The following is a 22,606-nucleotide window of genomic DNA, read 5'->3' on the forward strand; positions in this document are numbered from 1 at the left end:
CATCCTCTCAACTCGAAAAGATGCGGCATCAAACCTGGGCCGGTTCAGCGATCCGCGCGTTCGCCACCCCCTCCGACGCGAGCAACACGATCCTCGCCCGCATCGCCAGCCCGGCACCGATCGCCGTCGACCGCGTCCACGACAACAACTCATCCCGGTCACCATCACGAAGTACTAACGCCGGAGCAGGAGAATTCGCCATAGGCAATTCGCCCACACCACGAACCATTAACGCGACACTAGGATACGAACCCCCTCCCGATCTCCCACCGCTTATGGAAGGACTCGACCACAGCCGAGCCGGGGTCGCCCAAATCGCTCACCCTGAGCCAGCTCATCTCCGCGCTATCCCTGCCGAGCCTCACGATCGAGTAGCCGTGGGCGTCCAGGTCGACGTGCCGGATGTGCGGATTCGCGTTGGCGATCACGGTCTCGGCGAGGAGGGAGACGGGGTTGTCCACCGGGAGGTTGAGCTGCTCGTCGATGTTCGGTGCGCTTATGGAAGCACAGACCACCTCCAACCCGAGTGGCACGCCCTCCAGAGTGATCCAGCTGGCCCATTCGGTGTGGATGTCGCCGGTGAGGAAGAGGGTGTCGCATCCGCGGGCGAGCTGCTGCCGGCGGAGGAGGTGGAGGAGGCGGGTGCGGTCGGCGCCGAAGCCGTCCCACTGGTCGAGGTTGAGGGGGATTCCCTCCGCGGAGCGGACGCCCAGGAATTCGGCGACCGGGTTGAGCTGTTCGTGCTGGTTGAGTGTGGCTGCGTTCAACGGTGCCATCATCACTGAATTGCCCATGATGTTCCAGCGGGCGTGTGCGCCGTCGAGGTCCTCCTCGAGCCAGCGATACTGCTGTTCGCCGAGCATGGTCCGTGTGGTGGGGGCACCGGTGAGCCAGTGCATGTGGTCGATCGCCTCGTCGCGGTGGGTGCGCAGGTCCATCATCGACAGATGCGCCAGGTCGCCGAAGTCGAAGGAGCGGTAGATGCGGTCCCTGTCCGTTTCGGCGACGCGGCGGATGGGCTGCCATTCGAAGTAGGCGCGGCGGGCCGCGTCCGAGCGTTCGGCCCAGGGGCCCTCGGCGGTGGCGTCGTGGTTGGTCGCTCCCCCGCGCCAGGAGTTGTCGGCTGTCTCGTGGTCGTCCCACACCATGATCCAGGGGGCGCAGGCGTGCGCCGACTGCAGGGCCGGATCGGTGCGATAGTGGCCGTATCGTGCCCGGTAGTCGCCGAGGGTGGTGGTTTCCCAGGGTGGTTCGTGGGCGCGTGTGGCCCCGGCTTTTCCGGTGTATTCTCCGCGCGCGTACTCGTAGATGTAGTCCCCGAGGAAGACCACCAGGTCCAGGTCACCGTTCCATCCGCGTGCGGCGAGGTCGGCGTAGGCGGCGAAGAAGCCGGATTCCCAGTTCGCGCAGGACGCCAGGGCGATGCGGAGGCTGTCGGTGCGTGCCCCCGCCGGCGGCGCTGTCTGTGTGCGGCCGGTGGGTGAGACCGCGCCGGTGTGCGGGCCGTCGGTGACGGTGAACCGGTAGTGGTAGACGGTGGCCGGAGTGAGGTTGCGGGCGTCGATACGCAGGGTGTGGTCCGAGCCGGCGTGGGTGCGCACGGTACCGGAGGCGGTGACCCCGGCCGCGGTGAAGATCTCCCAGCGCACGCCGGTGTCGGCGCCGAGTCCGGATCCCGGTGTCGCCTCGGGGGAGGGGGTCAGGCGTGTCCAGAGGATGACCGCGTCCGGCAGCGGGTCGCCGGAGGCCACGCCGTGCCGGAATGGGGAGGCGGCCAGCGCGTCGGCGGGTGCGGCACCGAGGCCGATTGCACCGAGGCCGAGTGCACCGAGCAGAGCCTGTCGACGCGAGAGCTGCCGCGGAGGTGTGGCGTGGGTGCCCATGGAAGGTCATTGTCACCGGCATCGCGCAACCCGGCAACCGGAGGAAGGTGCGATACCTGGTGTTCGTTTCCGGGACATTTGGATATCACCCTGTGGCGCTATCGTCCCGCCTAGCCCGCACCCACCTTCCATAAAGGATTCGGCCCGTGAAACCTCTCCAGTCGACCACCGTCATGGCGGCCGCCCTCGCCTTGATCGTCCTTGCCTGGGCACCCGCCCCGGCCGCTGCGCAGCCCGCTGTTGACGGGAACCCGTTGTTTCCCCCCGCGGCGGTGCAGTACCGGGGCGCCCCGGTACCCGGCGCCTTCCCACCGGAGGCCATGCTGAGCGGATACCGGTCGGATCTCTCCGGTGACGGCGGCGACTATCACCGCATCATCGACCAGTTCCCGCTGCTGCGCGCCAACGCCCCACAGGTGATGAGGGCGAACATGGAGACGGTGAGGGGGATCAATAACGCGGCCGGTGCCACCACCGTCGAACGCGCCCTTGCCGATGACCACGACGACCTCCTGCTGACCATGTCCGATGCCTGGGGGCCGACTCTGTCGGAGCATTTCAGGCGGGCCGTCGGGCAGGGGCGCCTGCCCAAGACCACCCAGCTGCTCTCGGGTTCGCTGGCGCGTGCCGGGGGACCGGCATCCTCAACCTTCACGGAGAAGTACCTGTACAACCAGGACCGACCCTTCGTCGTCCATCCCGCGGCGGTCGTCCGCCACCACCGTGAGGGCGCCGGGGACGAGTACTCCACCTCGCCCTCCTTCCCCTCCGGGCACACCAGTCAGGCCACCTGGAAGTCGATCCTTTTGGCGACGATGCTCCCCGAGTTCGGTCCCCAGATGCTCGCCCGCGGATCCGAGGTCGGATACAACCGCATCGTGCTCGGGGTGCACTACCCCCTCGATGTGATCGGCGGGAGGATGACCGGGATGGCCGCGGCCGCCGACCGCCTCGGTGACCCACGGTTCCGAACGCTTATCGACGCCGCCGCCACGGAACTGCGCGCCGAGCTGGAGTGGCGGTGCGGCACCACCGTGGCGGACTGCGCCGCCACCGACACCCCCTACCTCAGCGACGAGCGGGCCGTGGCGGTGTACGGGGGGAGAATGGACTACGGACTGCCGAAGGTGGGCCCGACTGACCTGGGAATAATTGTGCCGGACACGGCACAGATTCTGATCTCCGGCGCGCACCCACAGCTCGGGCCGGAGCAGCGTGCGGAGCTCCTTGGGCGGACGGCGGCCTCGTCAGGCTCCCCGCTCGACCGCCCCGGAGCTGACGGTTCCTGGCAGCGGCTCAACCTGGCCGCGGCGTGGACCGAGCTTCCATAAGCGGAGGGAGTGTGCGGGAGCGCACAGGGTGAGTGCGAAACTTCCGGCGGGGAAAGTGTTACCTGAAACACGTTTTGAGATCAGAATGAGGTGCACCACGAACTTTGTTGAAATGCCCGACCACAGGGCACCGACCGGAAGGTGTAGACATGTCTGATCAAGGTATCCAGGAAACGGCGGGTGCGGTGCGGGACCGCGCCGGCGACGGGGAGTCCGCAGGGGGTGGAACGACGAAGGGGCTCCGCCGGGTGGTTGTGGCCTCGATGGCCGGCACCGTCGTCGAGTGGTACGAGTTCTTCCTCTACGCCACCGCCGCCACACTGGTGTTCAACGTCGTCTTCTTCCCGCCCAATGACAATCCCTACCACGGCATCATCGCGGCCTTCGGCACCTATGCGGTCGGTTTCGTCGCCCGCCCGCTCGGTGGCATCGTGTTCGCCCATTTCGGGGATCGTTATGGAAGAAAGCATCTGCTCCAGGTGGCGATCATCATGGTGGGCGCCTCGACCTTCCTGATGGGCTGCCTGCCCACCTACGACAGCATCGGCTATCTTGCGCCGACGCTGCTGGTGGTGCTGCGCTTCATTCAGGGGATCGCGGTCGGTGGCGAATGGGGCGGGGCGGTGCTGCTCGTCGGCGAGCACGCCCCGGCGAAGAGTCGTGGATTCTGGTCGAGCTGGCCGCAGGCGGCGCTGCCGCTGGGCAACCTCCTCGCGACGGTCGTGCTGCTGGTGCTGTCCTCGACTCTGACCGAGGAGGCGTTCCTGAGCTGGGGTTGGCGCATTGGATTCTGGCTGTCTGTGGTGATCGTGGCGGTTGGCTACTATGTGCGCACCAAGGTCGAGGACGCCAAGATCTTCCAGGAGTCCAAACAGCGCATCGAGTCCTCGGATGAGGTTCAGTTCGGTGTGTTCGAGGTGGTGCGCAAATATCCCCGCGGCGTGCTCAATGCGATGGGCCTGAAGTTCGGGGAGAACGTGTTGTACTACATGGTTGTCACCTTCTCCATAACGTATCTGTCGGTGTGGGTGGGCATGGACACCGGAAGGATCCTGTTCCTGATCATGTTCGCCCATGCGAGCCAGTTCGTGATGATCCCGCTCATCGGGAGGCTGAACGACGTCGTCGGCAGGCGACCGGTGCAGATCCTCGGGGCTCTGGCCACGATGTGCTGGCCCTTCATCGCGTTCCCTATGCTCAACACCGCGCAGCCGCTGGTCATCTTCGTGGCCATCGTCCTCGGCCTGGGTGCCCAGAGCCTGCTTTACGCCGGTCAGCCCTCGGTGATGGCGGAGATGTTCCCCACCCGCATGCGCTACGCCGGGGTCTCGCTCGGATACCAGGTGACGGCGATTCTCGCGGGTTCGCTGGCACCGATCATCGCCACGATGCTGCTCGACCGTTTCGATTCGTGGGTGCCGGTCGCGGTCTACATCGCCTTCGCCGGCGGGGTGTCCCTGATCTCGGCGCTGGTGATGCGTGAGACCAGGGGAGTTACCCTCGAGGAGATCGACGCCAGGGACCGCCAGCTGCATCTGGTCTCCACCTAGCCCCGGCCGCGCCGCCGGAACTCGGCGCTGTGGGCGAAGGCGTTGATGGCCGACAGGCACGCCAGCACGGCGGGGTTGCGGATGTTCTCCTCCCTGACCACCGACCAGTAGGACAGGCGGTGGGCGAACCGGTCGCCGAGCACCGGGATGAGGGCGGGGTCCTTGGCGGCGTACTCGGGAAGCAGTCCTATCCCGGCGCCGCTGAGGGTTGAGGCCACATGGGCGAACACGCTGGTTGAACTGATCCCGAGCTGATAGCTCGGGATCTTTCGCGCGCCGAGATCGAGATCATCAACCTGGAGGGCGGATTCGATGTAGTAGTTCAGGCGGTGCTGCGCCAGTTCGCTTATGGAAGTCGGGGTGCCCGCGCGCTCGAGATAGTCCGCTGATGCGTACAGCTTCAACTCATAGGAGAGGATCTCATGGGTGACGGCCTTGTTCACGATGGGCTTTCCCAGCACGATCTCGATATCGACGCCGGATCGACGCTGCCGGACCTGCTGGGTGGCGGTGGTGATCTCGATGCCGAGCCCGGGTTCCCTGATCTGCAGTTCCGCGAGGGCCGGGATGGCCACATAGGTGGTGAAGGCGTCGGGGGCGGCGATCCGGATCATGCCCCCCAGCCTCCTGGTGCTCCGTCCCTCGGCGCAGGACTCGAGGTCGCGCAGCGCCCGTTCGGCGGTTTCCGCGGCGGGGATCACCCGTGTTCCCAGTTCGGTGAGCTCCCATCCGTGTGCGCCCCGGGTCAGCACCGCGCCGCCGAGGGCCTTCTCCAGATCGGCGATCCTGCGCGAGACCGTGGAATGGTTGATGCCCAGGCTCTTGGCGGTGGCGGTGTAGCGGCCGAGGCGGGCCACGGAAAGGAAGGTGATCAGGCTCTCGAGGTGTGCGGTGTCAATGCGGGCGACCATGGTGCCCATTGTGCATTCATGCACAGAGTAATTGCAATAATCGAGGGTCAAATACATTGAAGCGCACACCCGGTGCCCCTATCATGAGTTGCAGATCACAATGACACGTCGAGTGTGAGGCACACTCGATCCGCTTATGGAAGGAATGGGCAATGAGCACAATCGGATGGATCGGTCTCGGAAACATGGGCTCGCGGATGACGGCGAACCTCGTGCGTGCGGGACACACGGTGCAGGGTTTCGATCTCAGTGAAAGGGCGCGGGAACAGGCCGCATCCGTGGGGGTACGAAGCGTCAACTCCGTGGCGGAGGCGGTGGCCGGTGCGGATGCGGTGTTCACCATGCTGCCCAAGGGTGCGCACGTGCTCAGTGTCTTCGAGGGGGAGTCGGGCATCTGGGCCAATGCAGACAGGCGCACCCTGCTGATCGACAGTTCCACCATTGACATCGAAACCTCCACCCTCCTCCATGCGCGATCGGGCGAGGCCGGCTTCTCCTTCGTTGACGCACCGGTCAGCGGTGGCGTCAGCGGTGCCGCCGATGGAACCCTCGCGTTCATGCTGGGTGGTGATCCCGCGGACTGCGATCGGGCGGCGGAGTTCATCGGGCCGATGTCGGGGCGGATCTTCAAGGCGGGTGGACCCGCGATGGGGATCTCCGCGAAGATCGCCAACAACATGATGCTCATGATCAATGTGGTGGCCAACTCGGAGGGCGCCCAGCTCGCCGAGCGGATGGGCCTGGACCCGAAGGTGTTCTGGGACATCGTCTCCGCATCATCGGGACGGTCCTGGGCGCAGCAGACCTGGTACCCGCAGCCGGGTGTCAGTGCCTCCAGCCCCGCCAACAACAACTATGAACCCGGTTTCGCCGCGGAACTGGCAGCCAAGGACGTCGGGCTGGCGCTCGCCGCGGGTGCCGCCGCCGGTATCGAACTGCCCGCCGCGGAGATCGTCGGGGCGCAGCTGGACCGACTCATCGCCGAGGGATACGGGGGCAGGGACTGCACCCTGATCGCGAAGTATGTCGACCCGGCCGGGCGGGTGGCCGGCTGGGACGGCGAGGACGCCGGCCGGTCCGTCGCCTGAACCCGCAACCTTCCATAGACCGCTGAAATTAAGGAGTGAAACATGACTACTTCCGTGGCAACGGAGATTATCGCCCACGTCATCGGCACGGAGCGGGTGACCGAGTCCGCGCGCTATGCCGATGTCTACAACCCGGCGACCGCCCGGGTGATCCGCCGCGTCCCGCTGGCCGACGCCGCACTCGTCGATGAGGCCGTCGAGGTCGCGGCCGCCGCGCAGCGTACGTGGGGCGCGCTGGGACTGGCAAAGCGCAGCCAGGTGTTCTTCGCGCTCTCCTCGATCCTGCGCGCCGAGGGCGAGGAGCTGGCCGCGATCATCTCGCTCGAGCACGGAAAGACCGTTCCCGATGCTATGGGTGAGATTGCCCGCGGCCTGGAAAACGTCGAGTTCTGCGCCGGTCTCATGCACCATCTCAAGGGGGAGGGGGCGCAGCAGGTGGCCGGCGGGGTGGATGTGCAGCAGCTCAAGCAGCCGCTGGGCGTCGTCGCGTGCATCACGCCCTTCAATTTTCCCGCGATGGTCCCGCTCTGGATGATCGCCACCGCGATCGCCGCGGGGAACGCGGTGATCCTCAAACCATCCGAGCGCGACCCCTCCGCGGCGGTGTGGATAGCCGACGCCTTCGCGCGCGCCGGTCTGCCGGAAGGCGTGCTCAACGTCGTCCACGGCGACAGGGACACCGTCACCGCCCTGATCGAGCATCCGGCGGTGAGGGCGCTGTCCTTCGTTGGCTCCACGCCGATCGCGCGGCACATCTACGCGGCCTCCGCGGAGCGCGGCAAACGGGTCCAGGCGCTCGGCGGGGCGAAGAACCACATGGTGGTCATGCCGGATGCGGATCTCGATTCCGCTGCCGATGCCGCAATCTCGGCGGCCTTCGGTTCGGCCGGGCAGCGGTGCATGGCGGTGTCCGTGCTCGTCGCGGTGGGAGAAATAGCCGATGACCTGGTGGATCGGATCACCCGCCGGATGGCCGGGCTCACCCTCGGTGACGGGGCGGATCCGGGTACCGATATCGGGCCGTTGATCTCGGCCGCGGCCAGGGAACGCGCGGACCGCATCCTGGCCACCGCTCCGGAGGAGGGGGCCAGCATCGTCGTCGACGGTCGCACCGCAGCGCGGGATCTGGAGGGCTTCTTCGTCGGGGCCAGCCTGGTGGACAATGTCCGCCCCGGCATGCAGGTCTACGAGGAGGAGATCTTCGCCCCCGTGCTCTCCGTGGTGCGGGTGGACACCTATGGGGAGGCGGTCGGGCTGATCAACGCCAACAACTTCGCCAACGGGGTGGCGCTGTTCACCCGCGACGGGCGCACCGCCCGCGAGTTCCAGGCCGATATAGAGGTAGGGATGGTTGGTATCAACGTTCCGATTCCCGTGCCCGTCGGCGTCTTCTCCTTCGGGGGCTGGAAGGATTCGCTGTTCGGTGACACCCACATGTACGGTCCGGAGTCCTTCAACTTCTATACCCGCCGCAAGGTGGTGACCACGCGCTGGCCGCTGCCCAGTGAATCCCAGATCGAGTTGGGGTTCCCGGTGAACTGACCGCCCACCGCTTGCCGACGCCCACCGTGGGCGTCGGCAAGCGGGCGCGCGGCGGCGGGAAACCACATAAGGTGTGGGCCATGGGAAGAATGCACGAGGTGGCCACCATCGATGGGGCCGTCACCACATTGATCGAGATCTACCGGGAATCCACCGAGCTGGCCAGGCGCTCCCTGGAAACCGAGAACTATGCGCTGTACCGCGAGGTTGTCTACCCCAAGCTCGTGGTCGAGGTCCTCGAGTGGAAACCGATCGACCGGACCGAACCCTTCGGTTACGTCGACAGGGCCGGGCGCTACGCCGCCGTGCTGTCCAAGCCGCACATCATGGAATGGTACCTGCGCGAGCAGCTCGAACGCCTGACAGACAACTACCCCTGCCGCATCGAGGTCGGCACCTCCGACATCCGCATCCCGCCGGAGTACATCCGCGGCGCTCCGTCGGCGAACGAGGCCCGCAGGGCCGGCGACGTCGCCGACATCATCCCCCGGCCCACCCTCGACGAGGTTCACGATGACATCATCGACGGCGAGTGGGAGGCCTTCAACGGCGATGAACTGCCACTGTTCCATTTCCGCCCCCAGCGTTTCGATATCGCCTGCGCCCGCATCCAGCACTACACCGGAATCGACGTCGACAGCCTGCAGCGCTACATCCTGTTCACCAACTACGCCATGCACACCACGGAATTCGTCGGCCACGGCATCGACGCGCTCACCGGGCCCGGCACCAGGTACGACGCGGTGGTGCTGCCGAGCGGGCAGCGTATCGACGCCGCCACCGCCGCTTCCATAAGCGCCGAGGGCGGGGTGCACAGTCTGGACCTGGGCAGCCGCTTCCAGATGCCACGCTATGACCTGACCACACCCGACGGTGACGGCATCTCGATCATCAACATCGGCGTCGGCCCGAGCAACGCCAAGACCATCACCGACTGCCTCGCCGTGCTGCGACCCGAGGCGTGGGTGATGATCGGTCACTGCGCCGGAATGGATGCCCGCATGCGGATCGGCGACCTCATTCTCGGCAACGCCTACCAGCGCGAGGACCACATTCTGGACAAGCGCATCCCCCTTGGCAACCCCATCCCGGCGATTCCGGAGATCCAGCGCGCACTCGAGGCCAGCGTCGATGAGATCTACGGCAGGGACAATGATCTCATGCGCACCGGTACGGTGATGTCCACCGATGACCGCAACTGGGAATGGCACACCCCGCGGAAGCTGTGGGAGTGGCTGAGCAACTCCACGGCGGTCGCGGTGGATATGGAATCCTCCACCCTGGCCACCAACGGCTACCGCTACCGGATCCCCTATGGAACCCTGCTGTCGGTCTCCGACCTGCCCCTGCACGCCGTGCCCAAACTGCCCGCCCAGGCGCAGGCCTTCTACTCCAATTCCAAGGAAGCCCATGTCATGTGCGCGGTGCGTGCGATGGAGTACCTCGCACTGGATCCGGAACGCCTGCGTACCCGGAAGCTGCGCCGGACCCTCGGCGAGGTTCCGTTCCGCTAGGGGCGGGGTGCAACCGCCGGGATGCTGAGTTCGACCAGGTCGGTGCGCTCGCGGGTGTCCAGATCGATCTCCCAGATCAACCGGCCGTCATCCTCCTCGAGCTCGAGATCGTCAGCAAGCGCGTCCGGGTGCAGATCCAGTGCCTGTCGGAGCGCCTCCGCGACGGTGACCGTCGCATCGGCGGCCGCACGCACATCCTCATCATCGTCGCCTTCGCGCTCCGCGACGCTGATCCGGCCCGCGTCATCCACCTCAAGTTTGATCACCGCGGCGTCGATCACCACATCCACATCATAGGATCCGGTGCGCAGGTCATGGTCGACTACGGTGATCACCCCGCCGGGATGCTGCGCGAGGACGGCGTCGATGACCGCGAAGGCGGGGTCGATGCCGGTGGGTGCGGCCTGCGCCGTTGTCGCCGGGGTGGTGGCGGGGGCGTCGTCAGGCGAGTCGGTGGCGGCACAGCCCGAGAGCAGGAGGGCGGTACCGGCCAGCGCGGCGGGAAGGGGACGTCGGGGCATTCGGCTCTCCCGTTGGGGTCGGGTGCGGGTCCGTCCCGATGCTAACCGAACTCCGTGAAACGCGAATGACGCTATGTTGGGGGTCACAGTTGAAGCCTCGTGTCTTGCAAGGAGCGTGAATTGCCGTGAACCTGGAAACACTTGCCGATGATGCCGTAGCGAAGGTCCGGACCTGGCTGAAGTACAGCAGCGAGGAAAGCGACGGTGACGCCGCGGCCAGGAGACTGGCCGCCGTGCTCTCCGACCGAAACGGACTGGCCTTCACCGTCGGTTTCGTGGACAGGGTGATCCGCACCGAGGACGTCGACGCCGCCGCCCACGCCCTCCACGAACTGCGCCCGATCATGCCCGAATCGATGTCCCTGCTGGACCGCGCCCAGATCAGCGCCGGCTCGCTGCTTGGGCGTCGCCTGCCGAGGGTGGTGGTTCCGGCGGCACGCGCGCGCATCAGACAGATGGTCGGCCACATGATTGTCGACGCCAGGGATAAGCCCTTCACCCGGGCCGTCGCGGAGCTCACCGCAGACGGTCACCGGCTCAACATCAACCTGCTCGGTGAGGCCGTGCTGGGGGAGGACGAGGCACTCAAACACCTCGGGGACACCCGTGACCTGCTGCGCCGCCCGGATGTGGACTATGTTTCCGTCAAGGTCTCTTCCGTGGCCTCCCAGATCTCCATGTGGGGTTTCGACACCACCGTCGAGGAGGTCGTGGACCGCCTGACACCACTGTTCCTGGAGGTGGCCGCGGCACCTGCGGGCTCGAAGTTCATCAACCTCGACATGGAGGAGTACCGCGACCTCCGCCTGACCATCGAGGTGTTCAAGCGGCTGCTCTCGCTGCCCGGGACCACCGAACTCGAGGCGGGCATCGTCCTCCAGGCCTACCTCCCCGATGCGCTGGCCTCGCTTATGGAACTGCGGGACTTCGCCGCACACCGCGTGGCCGGGGGCGGCGCTGGAATCAAGATCCGCCTGGTCAAGGGTGCGAACCTGGCCATGGAACGCGTCCACGCCGAGATCGCTGGTTGGCCGCTTGCGACGCTTCCCAGTAAGCAGGCCACCGATGCCAACTACAAGCGGGTCCTTCTCCACGCACTCGACCCCGAGCAAATGAGGGGACTGCGGCTGGGGATAGCCGGGCACAACCTCTTCGACATCGCCTTCGCCCACCTTCTGTCAGTGGAACGTGGAGTCTCCGATCGCGTCGAGTTCGAGATGCTGCAGGGGATGGCCTCCGACCATGCCAAGGCTGTCAGCCACGATGTCGGCGAGCTGCTTCTCTACGTGCCCGCTGTCAGGCCCAGCGAATTCGACGCCGCCATCTCCTATCTCGTGCGCCGGCTCGAGGAGAATTCCGCGAGCGAGAACTTCATGTCCGGCATCGTTGAGCTCCGCGCGCAGGGCACGATTTTCGACAGGGAGGAGGAGCGGTTCCGGGCTTCCATAAGCGAGCTGGTGGCGCTTATGGAAGAACCGGTCCCGGGGCCCAATGACTCCCAGGACCGAAGCACGGCCCAGGAACCGGGGAGCCCCACCACCTTCTACAACGAGCCCGACACCAATCCGGCGCTGCCAGCCAATCAGCGGTGGGCCGGGGCGGCACTGGAGCAGGCGGTGGAGCCGGGCTGGTTGGAGGGGAGGGTGGCGCCGGCGTCGATAGGCAGTGCCGACGTTGAGGAACTGGTGACCTCGACCAGGGAGGCCGCGCTGGGATGGGCGGCGCGACCCGCACGTGAGCGCGCTGAGATTCTGCTGCGGGCCGCGGACATCCTCGGCCGGCGGCGCGGCCACCTCGTATCGGTGGCGGCAGCGGAGGTGGGCAAGTCGGTGGCGCAAACCGATCCTGAGATCTCCGAGGCCATTGACTTTGCGCGTTTCTACGCACATCTGGCGCTGGAACTCGACGAGGTGGACAATGCGCGGTTCACCCCCGACCGCGTCGTTGTGGTGACCCCGCCGTGGAACTTCCCGATCGCCATTCCCGCAGGTTCGACGCTCGCAGCGCTGGCGGCGGGGGCGGCGGTTATCCATAAGCCGTCCGGGCCCAGCCGACGTTGCTCGGCGGCGGTCGTCTCGTGCCTGTGGGAGGCCGGGGTGCCCCGCGAGGTGCTGCGCTGCGTCTACCCCGCCGACCGTGACACCGGCCGTCAGCTGATCGCCCACCCGGGGGTGGATCGGGTGATCCTGACCGGTTCCTCCGAGACCGCGGCCATGTTCGCCTCCTGGCGGCCGTCACTGAAGATCAGCGCCGAGACCTCCGGCAAGAACGCCATCGTGATCACGCCCTCCGCCGATCGTGATCTGGCGGTGGCGGATCTGGTGAACTCCGCCTTCGGGCACGCTGGACAGAAGTGCTCCGCGGCGTCGCTGGGGATTCTCGTCGGGTCGGTGCATGACTCGGAGAGATTCCGCAGACAGCTCATCGATGCGGCGTCATCGATCGTGGTCGACTGGCCGCAGAACGCCTCGGCGACCATGGGTCCACTGACCGAGGAACCCACTGGAAAACTTCGGTACGCACTGACCACCCTGGAGCCCGGCGAGCGCTGGCTGCTCGAACCGCGCCAGCTCGATGACACGGGACGGCTGTGGACGCCGGGGATCAAGGACGGGGTGCGGGAGGGGTCCTACTTCCACCTCACCGAAGTCTTCGGGCCGGTGCTCGGGTTGATGAGGGCGGAGACGCTCGAGGAGGCGATCGACCTGCAGAACGCCACGGAGTTCGGTCTCACCGGCGGGTTGCAGAGCCTGGACCCGGTCGAGGTGCGGCAGTGGATCGACGAGGTGGAGGTGGGGAACGCCTATGTCAACCGTGGCATCACCGGGGCCATTGTCCGGCGCCAACCCTTCGGTGGCTGGAAGAAATCCTCGGTGGGGCTGGGATCGAAAGCGGGCGGGCCCAACTATGTCATGCTCATGGGACGCTGGTCCGATGAGCCGGGGGAGTTCGCACCGACCACGCCCTCGCCGCTGATCAACCGCTTTGCGGGGGTGCTCGACGCGGGTGAGGTGGAATGGCTGGAGATCGCCAACGCCAGCGACCGCGATGCGTGGGAGGTGGAATTCTCACGGCCCCGCGACCCCTCGGGGCTGACCGCCGAGGCGAATATCTTCCGCTACCTGCCCACGGAGATGGTGCTGCGGGTCGCGGATGACGCGGCGGCCAGGGATGTGGCCAGGGCGCTGTTGGCCATCGAGACGACGGGGGCCCGGGTGCGGATCCTGCGCAGCGTGGGGGTATCGGCGAGGGTACGGACGATTCTGGAGCGATCCGGCGCTGACGTGGAGGTCGTCGACGAGTCCGTGTTCATCACCAACCTCACCCGCGGCAGCTACGACGAGGCATTTTCGGCACGGGTGCGGGTGATCGGAACCGTCAGCGAGTTTCTCCGGGAGCGACTCTCCTCGCGCCCTGAGGTTGCCCTCCTTGATGATGCCGTGACCTCCTCCGGCCGGGTCGAGCTGCGGTACTGGCTCAGGGAACAGTCCTTGGCGATCACGCTGCACCGCTTCGGCAATCCCTCCGCGGACTTCCATAAGCTGGCGGAGGACCTGAAAAAAGAACGTGACCCGAAATTCGCTTATGGAAGGAGGTGATTTCAATGCCTGAGTTCATCACAAATTTCCTGTGGAACTTCTCCACCTGGGCGGTGCTCGGAGTATTCGGCGGCTTTGTCACTGGCCAGATTCTGAATCCGGAGTATCTCGGACTGCTGTCGAGTGCGTGGACGACGATGTCGAGCAACCCCTACTCCTAGGAGGCTGCTGAATAATTCGGTGGATTCAATGTGGCCGAGTCCATGCGCGGCCGGGACATCACCTGACAAGAAAGGGGGACGCAGACACGAGAAGACCTCGAGTCCACCTCAGTCTCTGGCGCGGATCCGGCCCGGAGGCACCCCCTCGGGGCCGGGTCTTACCCAGTGATCGCCCACCCTCCCTGACCGCGCTCCAAACCCGGGGTCAGCAGCCGCTGCAGGGTAATTCCCGCGCCCGGATGTATATAGCCATGCGTCATTCTTGCGCACCCCGATGTTCCGCAGACGCCGCGATCCACGGGTCATCCACGCGATGGTCCTTACCACCATCGGCCGATGCGCCCGAAACGTCTCGCCAAAACAGTCCAGCCAGTGGATCCACCGCTGCCGACGCAGCAGAATGTCATGATCAGTCAAACGCATCCTCCGCCCGGACGTTGACGTCGTGCACTGCTGACGCAAAGGAAACGACGTGCAGATCTTGCCGAAAGCCACCTGCCCCGACTCGCTGATGAACCGAGTGTGTCCAGCCGGGCACGTTAGGGTTGCGGCTATGTCATCGTGGTGGAAATCATCGACGGTAAAACCACCGTCGACCGCAGCTCGCAACCGCATCGGTTTAAACACCGGCCCGAACGCGTGTTGCTGCAGCGTATTCGGCATCGACCCGGAGGCGTAGGCTGAATCGCCGAGTACCATGATCGGCTCGTCACCAGCGGATTCCTCCAGCGTGGAAGCACGGGCGGGTAGCTCGGCCCCTGCCGTCGGGTCGGTCGCCTCCGGGCCCGTGGCCGTGGTCATCGACACCTGGGTGGTCAGACCCGTGTCCGGCTCGACAACCGGATGGCCGACAACCGGATGGCCTTTGTAGCCGTCATGGCCACGCTCACAAGACTTGTGCACATGCCGCGACTTAGGGATTCACGGTCGATATCACCCGATCCTCAGCAGGGTCCACGTCCTGGCCGGCCACCGAAGCCAGCGGGGCGACGGCTTCTGCCCCCGCCCGCCGGCGACAGGGATCGCCGCGACATCCAGCGCATCGAGCAGGGCGAGTGCGTCGTTGACCAGCGCGCTGACCAGTTCCTGCTGATCGTGAGTGTCGTACCAGTCAATCGCTGGTTTCTTCACCTGGATGTAAGTCCTGGCCCGTCAACGCCGGGTAGCGGTGGCAGACGCGGGTGAGCAGTGCCCCGGCGCCGTCAGCGACGGTGCAGACCCGCCGGATTTGGCTGATCAGCTGTCCGTCGCCGGGAGCCGTATGGTCAGCCGGTGCACCGGGGATTGAACCCCCTTCCCGGTGTCCCGGCCCCTCCCATGTTCCCCGGCGCCCGCACTCCTGCCAAAAGGCGCGGCCGCGGGCAGTTTCATCCGAGGTGGTCGCATCGCCGGTGATGCAGCAACCGGGCGTATCCCCCACTGATTGCTGCAGGTGGAGGAGGTTTCCAGGGTCCGGATCGGCTCCTGCGGGCTCCGTGGTGCCGTTCCCGGACGGCGCCGGGACCGCCCTCGGCGGAGGTCGATTTCGAGTACGGTGGTTCAGCGAAAGCAGCCCGACCATCATCTCGACACAGGAGAAAACCATGACTTTGATCAAGGGAACCGAATTCGATGTCTTCCCACTCAACCTCGGCGGAAACACCTTCGGGTGGACAACCGACAGGGAACAGTCCTTCGCCGTCCTCGATGCGTTTGTGGAGGGGGGTGGCAATTTCGTCGATACCGCGGATGCCTACTCGGCGTGGGCGGAGGGGAACAGCGGCGGTGAGTCCGAAACGATTCTCGGAAGCTACATTGCCTCCCGCGGTGCGGACAAGCTGATCATCGCAACCAAGTCCGGCGCGCTCGAGTCGCTCAAGGGGCGCTCCCGTGAGGCGACCTTCACGGCCGTCGACGGTTCCAGGGGGCGCCTGGGGGTGGAGAGCATCGACATCTTCTACTACCACTATGACGATGAGTCCGTTTCCATCGACGAGCAGATCGAGATCGCCACCGACCTGATCGACGGCGGAAAGATCAAGCATCTCGCACTGTCCAACTACTCACCCGAGCGGCTCCGGGAGTTCTTCGAGAAGGCCGCGGGGACCACGGCGGCGCCCGTGGCGGTCCAGCCCGCCTACAACCTGCTTACCCGCCGCGACTTTGAAACCGGCGTGCGTCCCATCGTCGATGAGTTCGGACCCGCCGTGTTCAGCTACTTCTCGCTCGCATCCGGCCTGCTCACCGGAAAGTACCATTCCCGGGAGGACCTCCGGGGCCACGCCCGTCAGGGTTTCGCGGAGGCGCAGGCCACCGAGAAGGCCTTCGTGGTTGTCGATGCCCTGCGGGAAATCGCCGAGGAGTCCGACTCCGCCCCGGCCACCGTCGCCCTGGCCTGGCTGCTTGCCAAGGGGGTCACCGCGCCGATCGCGTCGGCGACCTCCGTCGAACAGCTGCCACAGCTGCTGGCCGCACCGCAGCTCTCGCTTGATGACGCCCAGATTTCACGCCTCGACGAGGCATCCGCCCCCTTCGCCTAAATGGCGGGGCCGCAACCTTCCATAAGCGGTGGGGGCGGCACGACGCAGTGTTAACACTGCGGAGCGAAGGAAGCCATCCCGGGGATGGGCCGTGTGCCTGCCCCCGGGATCTGTCATGTTTCCGGCCGTTCCGGTGTCATAGGTTTCACACAGATTAGGCGGTGTTTATCATGTGAACTGCGCCACATCGAGCTGCTAGAATGGTTCGTGCTGGAACGTGGCACCCCGTCCGGGGGCACCGCCCCACGAGGATGGGTCCGGCCCAATCTGCTGGCTGAAGGGTTTTTATGGGAAAGAGGGGAGGTGGTCGAGACCAGTATCTTTTGACCTATAGAAAAGCGGAGTGTTATGTTTTCTAGTGCTCGACAGTTAACGAAAAAGGCAAGAATACTGAATTTTTAGTTAAAAATTGACAGATTCCGCCAGGGGCGAAGCGCTTCAATGACCCGTGCCGCGACGGATGCGGCGTTGAGCACGCATTCGATGACAAGGATCGATACAACTATGACCTCAAAAACAAAAGACGATGATCACGGTGCGGATCCGGCGGTGCCGGACGCACCGAGCAGTACCCTCGGAAAGCTGGGCGACAGGTTCCTCACCGGCGTCGAGAAGCTAGGCAACAAGCTGCCCACCCCCTTCACCCTCTTCCTGGGTCTGTTCCTCATCACGGCCCTGGCCTCGTCGATCATGGCGTGGATGGGCGTTTCCGTGCAGGTGCCGGGTTCCAGTGAGCAGCTCGATATCAAGGGCCTGTTCACCGGGGAAGGACTGACCTGGCTCACCATCAATCTCGGCGAGAACTACATCGGTTTCCCACCGTTGGTCACCGTATTGCCCATCCTGCTGGCTGTGGGTGTGGCCGAGCGCTCGGGGATGCTGTCCGCGCTGATCAGGAAGCTCTTCGGCTCGGCGAGAAAAGCCGTGCTCCCTTACGCGGTCGGCGTGATCGGCATTTCGGCATCGGTGATGGCCGATGCCGCATTCGTGGTGGTGCCACCACTGGCCGCGATGGTGTTCAAGGCGGCGGGACGGCATCCGGTTGCCGGACTCCTGGGTGGTTTCGCCGCCGTCGGGGCCGGATACTCCACGTCCCCGGTCCCCACGAGCCTCGACGCGCTTTTCGCCGGTATCACCAATGCGGTTATGGAAACCCTTCCGGGGATCGAGACCACCGAGGTCAATCCGGTTTCCAACTACTACTTCAACATCGCCTCCTCGGTGGTGCTCGGACTGCTCGCGGGGTTCCTCATCGACAAGGTGCTGGAACCACGCCTGTGGCGACAGAAGGTGGCGGTCGACTACGCCGCGGCCGAGGACGGTGGCCAGCATACGGAGGAGGAGATTTCACCGACCCTCAGCGCCCAGGAATCCACCGCGCTGAAGGTCTCCATGTGGGTCACCCTCCTGACCACGATCATCGTCCTGATCGCGGTACTGATCCCCGGTTCGCCCTGGAGAAATGAGGACGGCGGATTCCTGCCGAAGTCCCCGCTGCTCAGCTCCGTTGTGTTTATCGTCTTCCTTCTCTTCATGGTGATGGGAATCGCTTATGGAATGGTGCTCGGCACGATCAAGTCCATGGATGATGTGGTCCGGATGATGGGTGATTCCATCAAGGACATGATCAGCTTCCTGGTGCTGGCATTCATCCTCGGGCAATTCGTGGCGCTGTTCAACTGGACCGGAATCGGAACCTGGACGGCGGTGCAGGGTGCCGCGGGCCTGGAGAAGATCGGTCTCACCGGATTCCCCGCGATCATCGCCTTCATCATCCTGGCATCCTGCCTGAATCTGCTCATCATCTCGGGCTCGGCGATGTGGACCCTGATGGCCGCGGTCTTCGTCCCGATGTTCGCGCTGCTCGGCTATGAGCCCTCCTTCACCCAGGCCGCCTTCCGCGTCGGTGATTCCGCAACCCAGGTGATCACCCCGCTCAATCCCTACATGATTGTGATCCTGGGACTACTGCGGCGCTATGAACCGAACGCGGGGCTGGGCACGCTCATGTCCAGGATGATCCCCTTCGTCATTCCCTTCTGGCTGGCATGGGCCGGAGTTCTGGCAATCTGGTTCTATGCGGATCTGCCCCTGGGGCCGGGTTCCCAGATATTCCTCAACTGATAATCATCAACACGAGTAGAAAGTTGTCATGAGCAATTCTGCACAACCCACGACACCCTCGACCGTCTACCTGGACTACATGGAGGCAGGGATCTCGGCGCGCAAGGACGCCGTCCGGCCGGCGGAGGAGGTGACCTGGGACTATCCGAACCAGTCCCTCCTCTGGCGTGAGGCGCAGGAAGTCGGCGAGGGGCTGCGCGACGATCTCCGGGACCTCGCCTTCGATCTCCACGACCATCCCGAGGAGGCCTTCGAGGAGTTCCACGCCCGCGATGCGATCGTCTCCCTGCTCGCGCGACACGGCGTCACGGCGAGCACCGGGGTGTACGGATTGCAGACCTCACTCGAGGCGCGGTTCAGCACACCTGGGTTCAATCCCGACACCGACCCCACGATTGCGATCCTGGCGGAATATGATGCGCTTCCGGAGATTGGGCACGCCTGTGGGCACAACATCATCGCCGCCGCCGGTGTCGGTGCCTTCCTCACTTCCATAAGCGCGCTGAGTATCGAAGGGGCACCGCAGGGACGGATCGTGCTGCTCGGAACCCCTGCGGAGGAGGGTCATTCCGGCAAGCAGTACATGATCGCGGAGGGTGCATTCGAGGGCATCGACGCCGCCATCATGATCCACCCCTTCGGCTTCGATGTCGCCGAGCACGCCTGGGTGGGTCGCCGCACCATGACGGCGACCTTCCGCGGAGTTTCCGCGCACGCCTCGGCGCAACCGTTCATGGGGAGAAACGCCCTTGATGCGGCGAGCCTCGCCTACCAGGGGTTCGGACTGATGCGTCAGCAGATGCCACCGAGCGACCGCTTCCACGCGGTGATCACCGAAGGGGGCAACCGCCCGAGTGTGATCCCCGACGAGGCGACCCTCTCCATATACGTCCGCTCGCTGCTCCCCGAGGCACTGCTGGATCTGTCGCGCCGCGTCGATGACATCCTCGACGGTGCCGCCCTGATGGCGGGGGTGGGCGTCGAGAAGCAGTGGGACATCCACCCGGCCAGCCTCCCGGTTCGCAACAACCACGCGCTGGCCGTGCGGTGGGCGCGCACGCAAAGCGGTCGCGGGCGCACCGCGCTGCCGGCCGGTGTGCTGCCGGATACCGTTGCGGCCAGCACCGATTTCGGCAACGTCTCCCACCTGGTTCCCGGAATTCACCCGATGGTGAAGATCTCACCGGAGAACGTCGCGCTGCACACCCGCGCCTTCGCCGAGTTCACCCGCACCGAGGAGGCTGTCGACGGCGCAGTCGACGCCGCGATCGGCCTGGCACAGGTGGCTATCGACGCCCTGGCCGACCCCTTGTTACTGCAGGCAGCGACAGCCGAGTTCGAGGCCGCCGGCGGCCAGCTCAGGGTGGAGGAGTACCTGGATTCCTGACCCCGTATAACAAACTGCGTACTATGCGAGCTCTTCCAGGGGAAATGCGGGGCCCTTCCGGCTGTTGTACGGAGTTTGTGACATCGGGATCTGCGGCCCTGCCCAACCGGTGATCTAATAGCAGAATGGATACGGTCGGGGGGCCGCTGATTCGCACGGCGGGTATGTCCCAGAAGGAACGCGCGGCGATGTCGCGGGCGGCGAAGGTGGGCGAGTTTCGCAGGCTGGCGCGCGGTGCATGGGTGCCTGTCGACGAGTGGGCCAAGCTCACAACCGATGAACGACGCCTGCTGCAGACCGTGGCCTCGGTGGGTGCCTGCAACAGGGCCGTCGCCAAAGCCGAGTCCGCCCAGCTGCTTCACCAGTTGCCCAGCGAGTATCCGCGCACCGCGTACCTACCCCACCTCGGAGTTCCCGGTACGTGGACGAAGAGGGAGGGGGTGAAGATCACCCAGCTTCCGGTATGCGTGCACCCGCATGTGCGCCGATACATCACACCCTTCGGCGCTGTGTGGGGCACGACCCCCCCTCCAGACGGGGTTGGATCTCGCGCGATTGTGCAGCATGGAGGAGGCAGTGATGGCACTCGACGAAGGATTGCGCTGCGGGCATTTCGGTCTGGATTCGCTTATGGAAGGTGTCGGGGCCATGCGCGGAACCACGGGTGTGGAGAAGATTCGTTCCGCGGCGGAGCTGGCGACGCCCTGGTCCGAGAGCCCGCGGGAATCATCGCTGAAGGTGAAGCTGCGGCGCGCCGGTCTGCCATCCCCCTACCAGCAGGTCGACCTCTTCGACGGGAGGGGCAGGTTCGTCGGTCGCGCCGATTTCTATTTTCCCGAGGCCAGACTGGCCGTGGAGTATGACGGCGTTACAAAGACCCGGGGGAACTTCGGGGTGGAACCGGAAGCGGCCGCGCTGGCGGAGATGCGGAGGGCGAGGGCGCTGCTCAATGCCGGTCATCACCTCAGACGCGTCGACAGGCACAACTATGGAAACGGTGAGGGGGTCGCCTCCATAGTGGCGGTGTACCGGGAACTTGTGGGCGGGATCGCCCCCGCGGGCCGAACACTATGGGTGGTTCGTGGAGGCCCCGCCTGGGTCGGCCTCAGGCATTGACCCCGGCGCGGGCGCCGAGGTTCACACCATCGTTCTCCGCTGCGTCCCAGATCTCCTGGTTCAGGATCCCCTCGCGTTTGGCCACCACGGCGGTGACCAGGGCCTGACCGGTGACGTTGACAGCGGTGCGTCCCATGTCGATTATCGGCTCGATCGCCAGTAGCAGGCCGACGCCGGCCAGGGGCAGTCCGAGGGTGGACAGGGTCAGGGTGAGCATGACGGTGGCGCCGGTGGTGCCCGCGGTTGCCGCCGACCCGAGGACGGAGACTATGACGATGAGCACGTAGTCCATCAGGCTGAGATCAATACCGTAGAACTGGGCTACGAAGATCGCCGCGATGGCCGGGTATATGGATGCGCAGCCGTCCATCTTGGTCGTCGCGCCCAGTGGCACGGCGAAGGAGGCGTAGGAGCTCGGTACGCCGAGGGATTGCTCGCTGACCCGCTGGGTGACGGGCATGACCCCCATGGAGGAGCGGGTGACAAAACCGAGGCTGGTCACCGGCCACACGCGGCGGAAGAATCCGAGCACGGGCAGGCCGTTGAACCTGAGCACCAGGGGATAGATCACGGCGATGACGATGAGCAGACCCACGTAGATGGCGATGACGAACTTGCCCAGCGACCCCAGCGCGGACCAGCCGTAGGAGGCCACGGCGTTGCCGATCAGCGCCGCGGTGCCGACGGGTGCCAGTCTGATGATCCACCACAGCACGGTCTGGATGATGCTGAGGAAGGATTCGGTGAAGGCAAGGAACGGCTCGGCGGCCCTGCCCGCCCTGAGTGCGGCGACCCCGATGGCGATCGAGATGACCAGGATCTGCAACACGTTGAAGGACATGGTCACCGCTCCGCTGCTGTCGCTGTAGGACGCGGAGAGGCCGAGGATGTTGCTCGGCACGATCGATTGGATGAAGGCGAGCCAGCTGCCGGTCCGGGACGGCTCAGCGGCGGTCGCGGCGTCTATGGAGGTTCCGACGCCCGGCTGCATGATCACGCCCACGGCGATGCCCGCGAGTACGGAGAAAAAGGCGGTGATGGCGAACCATACGAGTGTGGACACCGCGAGCCTGGCTGCGTTTGCCACCTGGCGGAGTTTGGCCACGCTGGTGACCACGGCAGCGAAGACCAGCGGCGGGACCATAACCTTCAACAGCGAGACGTAGGCGGAGCCGACTCCGGAGAGCAGCCCGCCGAGCCAGTTCGATTCACCGAGTCCGCGGGCGATGAAGCCCAGGACGAGGCCGATGAGCAGGCCGGCGATCACCTGGGCGCCGAAGCCCGTCATCCAGCCGGGTAGGCCGAGTTTGCCTGTTTTGGCCATTGGTGGTGGCTCCTTTTCTTGGGTTGACAAGGTGTG

Annotated in this window: 17 protein-coding genes; 11 read left to right on the forward strand and 6 right to left on the reverse strand. The window is 65.4% G+C overall.

The window, feature by feature from the left end; all coding sequences use genetic code 11:
- Positions 1 to 239: 239 nt before the first annotated feature.
- Positions 240 to 1,883, reverse strand: coding sequence for an alkaline phosphatase D family protein (locus B7E02_RS02245; protein ID WP_080792612.1), 1,644 nt, complete (start codon positions 1,881 to 1,883; stop codon positions 240 to 242).
- A 146-nt stretch (positions 1,884 to 2,029) separates the two neighbouring features.
- Between B7E02_RS02245 and B7E02_RS02250 the strand changes: the two genes are divergently transcribed.
- Together B7E02_RS02250 and B7E02_RS02255 are read left to right on the forward strand one after the other, a co-directional pair.
- A complete protein-coding gene (locus B7E02_RS02250) occupies positions 2,030 to 3,214 on the forward strand; it encodes an acid phosphatase (protein WP_245802137.1) in 1,185 nt (394 codons plus the stop codon).
- A 263-nt stretch (positions 3,215 to 3,477) separates the two neighbouring features.
- Positions 3,478 to 4,764 carry an MFS transporter gene (locus tag B7E02_RS02255; RefSeq protein WP_080794372.1) on the forward strand — a complete coding sequence of 429 codons (1,287 nt, stop codon included), beginning with the start codon at positions 3,478 to 3,480 and terminating at the stop codon, positions 4,762 to 4,764.
- On the opposite strand, the gene B7E02_RS02260 is transcribed toward B7E02_RS02255, so the two are convergent.
- Positions 4,761 to 5,675 carry a LysR family transcriptional regulator gene (locus tag B7E02_RS02260; protein WP_179129633.1) on the reverse strand — a complete coding sequence of 305 codons (915 nt, stop codon included), beginning with the start codon at positions 5,673 to 5,675 and terminating at the stop codon, positions 4,761 to 4,763. The two genes, B7E02_RS02255 and B7E02_RS02260, sit on opposite strands and share 4 nt — an antisense overlap.
- A 128-nt stretch (positions 5,676 to 5,803) precedes the next feature.
- On the opposite strand from B7E02_RS02260, the gene B7E02_RS02265 reads away from it, so the two are divergent.
- The 3 genes from B7E02_RS02265 (at position 5,804) to amn (ending at position 9,819) form a co-directional block, all read left to right on the forward strand.
- A complete protein-coding gene (locus B7E02_RS02265; RefSeq protein ID WP_281248235.1) occupies positions 5,804 to 6,763 on the forward strand; it encodes an NAD(P)-dependent oxidoreductase in 960 nt (319 codons plus the stop codon).
- Between the two features lie 42 nt (positions 6,764 to 6,805).
- Positions 6,806 to 8,305 (forward strand): CoA-acylating methylmalonate-semialdehyde dehydrogenase, encoded by a 1,500-nt coding sequence (locus B7E02_RS02270; RefSeq protein ID WP_080792620.1) that lies wholly within the window; start codon positions 6,806 to 6,808, stop codon positions 8,303 to 8,305.
- Between the two features lie 80 nt (positions 8,306 to 8,385).
- Complete coding sequence (gene amn / locus B7E02_RS02275) at positions 8,386 to 9,819, forward strand: AMP nucleosidase (RefSeq protein WP_080792625.1); 1,434 nt, start codon at positions 8,386 to 8,388, stop codon at positions 9,817 to 9,819.
- On the opposite strand, the gene B7E02_RS02280 is transcribed toward amn, so the two are convergent.
- Positions 9,816 to 10,340 (reverse strand): PepSY domain-containing protein, encoded by a 525-nt coding sequence (locus tag B7E02_RS02280; protein WP_080792628.1) that lies wholly within the window; start codon positions 10,338 to 10,340, stop codon positions 9,816 to 9,818. The two genes, amn and B7E02_RS02280, sit on opposite strands and share 4 nt — an antisense overlap.
- 119 nt (positions 10,341 to 10,459) lie before the next feature.
- Here B7E02_RS02280 and B7E02_RS02285 point away from each other — a divergent pair, with 119 nt between their 5' ends.
- The gene (locus B7E02_RS02285) at positions 10,460 to 13,939 is read left to right on the forward strand and encodes a proline dehydrogenase family protein (RefSeq protein ID WP_080792632.1); all 3,480 of its coding nucleotides are present in this window, start codon (positions 10,460 to 10,462) and stop codon (positions 13,937 to 13,939) included.
- Between the two features lie 5 nt (positions 13,940 to 13,944).
- Entirely contained in the window at positions 13,945 to 14,100 is a 156-nt protein-coding gene (locus B7E02_RS14280) for a hypothetical protein (protein ID WP_179129634.1), read from the forward strand.
- 108 nt (positions 14,101 to 14,208) lie between these two features.
- On the opposite strand, the gene B7E02_RS14975 is transcribed toward B7E02_RS14280, so the two are convergent.
- Both B7E02_RS14975 and B7E02_RS02295 read right to left on the reverse strand, forming a co-directional pair.
- Positions 14,209 to 14,901 (reverse strand): transposase, encoded by a 693-nt coding sequence (locus B7E02_RS14975; RefSeq protein ID WP_080792635.1) that lies wholly within the window; start codon positions 14,899 to 14,901, stop codon positions 14,209 to 14,211.
- A gap of 132 nt (positions 14,902 to 15,033) precedes the next feature.
- Positions 15,034 to 15,231, reverse strand: a complete 198-nt coding sequence (locus B7E02_RS02295; protein WP_080792638.1) for a hypothetical protein — start codon at positions 15,229 to 15,231, stop codon at positions 15,034 to 15,036.
- 452 nt (positions 15,232 to 15,683) lie between these two features.
- Between B7E02_RS02295 and B7E02_RS02300 the strand changes: the two genes are divergently transcribed.
- The 4 genes from B7E02_RS02300 (at position 15,684) to B7E02_RS02315 (ending at position 21,246) form a co-directional block, all read left to right on the forward strand.
- On the forward strand, positions 15,684 to 16,619 hold the full coding sequence (locus tag B7E02_RS02300; protein WP_080792643.1) for an aldo/keto reductase: 936 nt from the start codon (positions 15,684 to 15,686) through the stop codon (positions 16,617 to 16,619).
- Positions 16,620 to 17,123: 504 nt separating this feature from the next.
- On the forward strand, positions 17,124 to 18,743 hold the full coding sequence (locus B7E02_RS02305) for an AbgT family transporter (protein WP_245802138.1): 1,620 nt from the start codon (positions 17,124 to 17,126) through the stop codon (positions 18,741 to 18,743).
- A gap of 28 nt (positions 18,744 to 18,771) precedes the next feature.
- Complete coding sequence (locus tag B7E02_RS02310) at positions 18,772 to 20,130, forward strand: M20 family metallopeptidase (protein ID WP_080792650.1); 1,359 nt, start codon at positions 18,772 to 18,774, stop codon at positions 20,128 to 20,130.
- A 579-nt stretch (positions 20,131 to 20,709) separates the two neighbouring features.
- Positions 20,710 to 21,246: a hypothetical protein gene (locus tag B7E02_RS02315; RefSeq protein WP_080792653.1), complete on the forward strand. Its 537-nt coding sequence runs from the start codon at positions 20,710 to 20,712 to the stop codon at positions 21,244 to 21,246.
- Here the strand turns inward: B7E02_RS02315 and B7E02_RS02320 are convergent.
- On the reverse strand, positions 21,236 to 22,570 hold the full coding sequence (locus tag B7E02_RS02320; protein WP_080792658.1) for a dicarboxylate/amino acid:cation symporter: 1,335 nt from the start codon (positions 22,568 to 22,570) through the stop codon (positions 21,236 to 21,238). The genes B7E02_RS02315 and B7E02_RS02320 overlap by 11 nt on opposite strands.
- Between the last annotated feature and the right edge of the window lie 36 nt (positions 22,571 to 22,606).

The organism is Corynebacterium pacaense, assembly GCF_900169525.1.
GTDB classification, from domain to species: domain Bacteria; phylum Actinomycetota; class Actinomycetes; order Mycobacteriales; family Mycobacteriaceae; genus Corynebacterium; species Corynebacterium pacaense.

Excerpts from the sequence above, each read along its gene's own strand:
- B7E02_RS02245 (WP_080792612.1), bottom strand. The coding sequence starts at position 1,883 with ATGGGCACCCACGCCACACCTCCGCGGCAGCTCTCGCGTCGACAGGCT.
- B7E02_RS02255 (WP_080794372.1), top strand. The coding sequence starts at position 3,478 with ATGGCCGGCACCGTCGTCGAGTGGTACGAGTTCTTCCTCTACGCCACC.
- B7E02_RS02260 (WP_179129633.1), bottom strand. The coding sequence starts at position 5,675 with ATGGTCGCCCGCATTGACACCGCACACCTCGAGAGCCTGATCACCTTC.
- B7E02_RS02270 (WP_080792620.1), top strand. The coding sequence starts at position 6,806 with ATGACTACTTCCGTGGCAACGGAGATTATCGCCCACGTCATCGGCACG.
- amn (WP_080792625.1), top strand. The coding sequence starts at position 8,386 with ATGGGAAGAATGCACGAGGTGGCCACCATCGATGGGGCCGTCACCACA.
- B7E02_RS02280 (WP_080792628.1), bottom strand. The coding sequence starts at position 10,340 with ATGCCCCGACGTCCCCTTCCCGCCGCGCTGGCCGGTACCGCCCTCCTG.
- B7E02_RS14280 (WP_179129634.1), top strand. The coding sequence starts at position 13,945 with ATGCCTGAGTTCATCACAAATTTCCTGTGGAACTTCTCCACCTGGGCG.
- B7E02_RS14975 (WP_080792635.1), bottom strand. The coding sequence starts at position 14,901 with ATGACCACGGCCACGGGCCCGGAGGCGACCGACCCGACGGCAGGGGCC.
- B7E02_RS02300 (WP_080792643.1), top strand. The coding sequence starts at position 15,684 with ATGACTTTGATCAAGGGAACCGAATTCGATGTCTTCCCACTCAACCTC.
- B7E02_RS02305 (WP_245802138.1), top strand. The coding sequence starts at position 17,124 with ATGACCTCAAAAACAAAAGACGATGATCACGGTGCGGATCCGGCGGTG.
- B7E02_RS02310 (WP_080792650.1), top strand. The coding sequence starts at position 18,772 with ATGAGCAATTCTGCACAACCCACGACACCCTCGACCGTCTACCTGGAC.
- B7E02_RS02315 (WP_080792653.1), top strand. The coding sequence starts at position 20,710 with ATGGCACTCGACGAAGGATTGCGCTGCGGGCATTTCGGTCTGGATTCG.
- B7E02_RS02320 (WP_080792658.1), bottom strand. The coding sequence starts at position 22,570 with ATGGCCAAAACAGGCAAACTCGGCCTACCCGGCTGGATGACGGGCTTC.